This is a genomic window from Methylobacterium sp. WL120 (genome assembly GCF_008039465.1).
GTDB classification, from domain to species: Bacteria; Pseudomonadota; Alphaproteobacteria; order Rhizobiales; family Beijerinckiaceae; genus Methylobacterium; species Methylobacterium cerastii.
In genome coordinates, this window is record NZ_VRUT01000297.1 from 1 (window position 1) to 2,515 (window position 2,515).

A 2,515-nucleotide genomic window follows, 5' to 3' on the forward strand; every position below is an offset into this window, starting at 1 on the left:
CTTCTTCATGGGGGCGATCCTCAGTGTCCGGTGCGGGTGCGGGGCGGGAGGTTACCCATCATGGCCAGCATGGCGTCGATGTCGGGCGCCTCCTCCGCCTCCTCCGGGATCGGCTTGTCGTAGACGGAGGCCCGCGCGCGCTTGGGCTGCTCCGTGGGATGGTGGGCGATCTGAAGCGTGGGCTTAGCCGAGGGCTGCGGTTGCCTGGGCTGGGGTGCGGCCGTGGGCTCGGGCGCTGCCTTGGGGTGCGGCTCCAGCAAGACAGCCTCGAAGCGGACCCCCTGTTCTGCTTCGAGGCGGTACCAGCCCGACGCCATCTTCAGCATTTTGGCGTTGGCCACGGTCGCGTAGCGGTCGTGATCGTCACGCCCGGTGAGCTCGATGTCGTTGTCGATCAGGGCATCCAGGATGGCCAGGATCACTTCGCGTCGGAACTCCGCCTTCATGGTCTTGCCGGGTGTGGTCTTCTCCAGCGCCTTCATCATCACGGCGGGCGCGAACACGGCCGGGCGCTGGCGTCCCGTCGGCGTCCGGAACCGCAGGTCGGGTTCGAGGTGCCCGAGCTGCGGGTGGCCCGCGACGCTGCGCTTCGCGTCGGCGACCACGGTGTCGATGCAGTCGTCGTAGTGGCGGCGGCGGGCCTCATCCACGGGCCAGGACTTGAGTCTGGCTTCGATCCTGATCTTGGGCATCGGTCGGGGTCCTTAGGTTCAGGTGTTGGCGGGAATGGACGAGGCGGCGCATGCGGGGGCGGCCGCCCGTTCGGCTTCGTCGGCGGCGATCTCGGCCGTCACCCAGCGCAAGTCGGCCTTCCAGTCGAGAAGGTATCCGGCTTCCCGGGCGAGGTTCTTGAACTCGATCTCCGTCCAGGCGGTGAGGCGATCCTTGCGGATCGTGCCGGCGCAGACGTCGCGGCCCTCGGTGACGTAGGCCTGGTACGCCGGGAGCGAGCCGTACTCCTAGATGACGCGCTGGCGGCGGGACTCTGACATCCGAGCGATCCTCGTGCTGCGGGTGGGAGGGGATCGCCGGGGCGCATCGGCCCCGGCGGATGCCTCAGGCCTTCCGGGCGGCCTCGGCGGCCATCCAGGCGAAGAGCGCGTCGAGGTCGGGCTCCTCCTCCGCTTCCACCGCCGCCTTCCGCGCGGCCTGCTCGGCCATGGCGGCGAGCATCGCGTCGATGTCGGGCTCCTCCTCGTGGACCTGGGTGGCGGTGTTCGGGGCGTTGCTCATCGTCGGCTCCTTGTCTTGGTTGGTGTTCAACCGTGACACAAGCTCAAACTTTCCGTCAACGGAAATTGGCAAAAATTGCGAAAGAAAATCGCACTGATTTTCGCTGCATGAAGCGACGCCCCTTTGGGTATCATTTCGATGCAGGGTGTCTCGACCGGCAAAACCATGCTCGGTTGACGGCGGCGCGGGCAGGATTGGATCGCCTAGGGAACGGGCCGTCGGCCTACGTAGTCCAACCCTGTATGGGGCGGGGCGGCCCCGCGGGCCCGCTGGGCCTCGCGGTCGGGACGGGTCGGCGCCTCAGGCGTCGGCGTCGGCGTCGTCGGCCAGCAGCTCCGGGAACAGCGCCCCGATGGCCAGCAGGGTGAACACCGCCATGAAGTAGCCGGCCTCCGTCGGCGGCGACGCCATGGCGGATCGCGCCTCCCTCAGGGCGTCGGCGGCGAACAGGCGGGCGTCGCGCTCCTGGACGGTCATGCGTCGAGCTCCGGCCCCCAGCCACGCAGTGCGCGGTACCGGCGGACAAGGCCGACGAGGTCGGCGGCGGCCGCGCCGATGAGGGTCACCACGGGCCGGTCCCCGCAGGATTGTCCCCGCACGAGGACGAGGGCGATGCCCCGATCGCCGACGACCTGAACGATCGCGTCCGCGTCATGCGGAAGGTCGGCGGCTTCGAGCCACGCCAGCACCGTCGGCACGGAGCCGGACGGGACCAGGCCAACGAAACCCGTCTCGGGCAGCGTCGGCGGGATCGCGGCGACTAGCTCCGGGGCGGACAGGCAGCCGCCTAGGCTGGGATCGGCAGCAGGGCGGCGGCGAGGGCGAGGGCGGCGAAGCGGGTCTTGCGGCGAGCTCCCGATCCGGCCAGCGCAGGTGGCGCGTCGCGCGCGCGTCACCGGACAGGTGGGTCCGGCGGACGATCTCCTTCACGGAGCCGGGCGAACGCCGGGTCAGCAGGTCGATGTCGCGGGCTTGGACGCCATCGCACCAGGCATCGAGGATATCGTCCCGGTCGAGAGCCGGCGGCTGACCGCTACGCTTGAACGGCTTGGCCGGGCTCGGCTTGCGCCACCCGATCGGGCGCCCGGTCTTACGTGTCGGAAGCTCGATTCCTTCGAGGCGGGCCTGGCGAACGATCGCCCCGACGGCACACGTGTAATTACCCACCCCTGTGACCGCTGGGTTCAGGCGCCAACGGTTTTGAGGATGGTGCCGAAGGAGGTGCTGCCTGTGAGGCGGGCGGTATCGACCACGGTGCGGATGTCGGCCTCGCCCGCAGCGG

Annotated in this window: 4 protein-coding genes; all 4 read right to left on the reverse strand. The window is 69.6% G+C overall.

Annotation, left to right across the window (positions count from 1 at the left end; genetic code table 11):
- Positions 1-20: 20 nt before the first annotated feature.
- On the reverse strand, positions 21-692 hold the full coding sequence (locus FV229_RS26450) for a hypothetical protein (RefSeq protein WP_147754755.1): 672 nt from the start codon (positions 690-692) through the stop codon (positions 21-23).
- A gap of 364 nt (positions 693-1,056) precedes the next feature.
- Positions 1,057-1,233 (reverse strand): hypothetical protein, encoded by a 177-nt coding sequence (locus FV229_RS27720; protein WP_187275296.1) that lies wholly within the window; start codon positions 1,231-1,233, stop codon positions 1,057-1,059.
- A gap of 300 nt (positions 1,234-1,533) precedes the next feature.
- Positions 1,534-1,710: a hypothetical protein gene (locus tag FV229_RS27725; RefSeq protein WP_187275297.1), complete on the reverse strand. Its 177-nt coding sequence runs from the start codon at positions 1,708-1,710 to the stop codon at positions 1,534-1,536.
- The gene (locus FV229_RS26455) at positions 1,707-1,931 is read right to left on the reverse strand and encodes a hypothetical protein (protein ID WP_147754756.1); all 225 of its coding nucleotides are present in this window, start codon (positions 1,929-1,931) and stop codon (positions 1,707-1,709) included. The genes FV229_RS27725 and FV229_RS26455 overlap by 4 nt, the downstream gene beginning before the upstream one ends.
- Between the last annotated feature and the right edge of the window lie 584 nt (positions 1,932-2,515).

What these genes read in the sequence shown, in the direction of transcription:
- FV229_RS26450 (WP_147754755.1), bottom strand. Translation starts at nt 692, where the DNA reads ATGCCCAAGATCAGGATCGAAGCCAGACTCAAGTCCTGGCCCGTGGAT.
- FV229_RS27720 (WP_187275296.1), bottom strand. Translation starts at nt 1,233, where the DNA reads ATGAGCAACGCCCCGAACACCGCCACCCAGGTCCACGAGGAGGAGCCC.
- FV229_RS27725 (WP_187275297.1), bottom strand. Translation starts at nt 1,710, where the DNA reads ATGACCGTCCAGGAGCGCGACGCCCGCCTGTTCGCCGCCGACGCCCTG.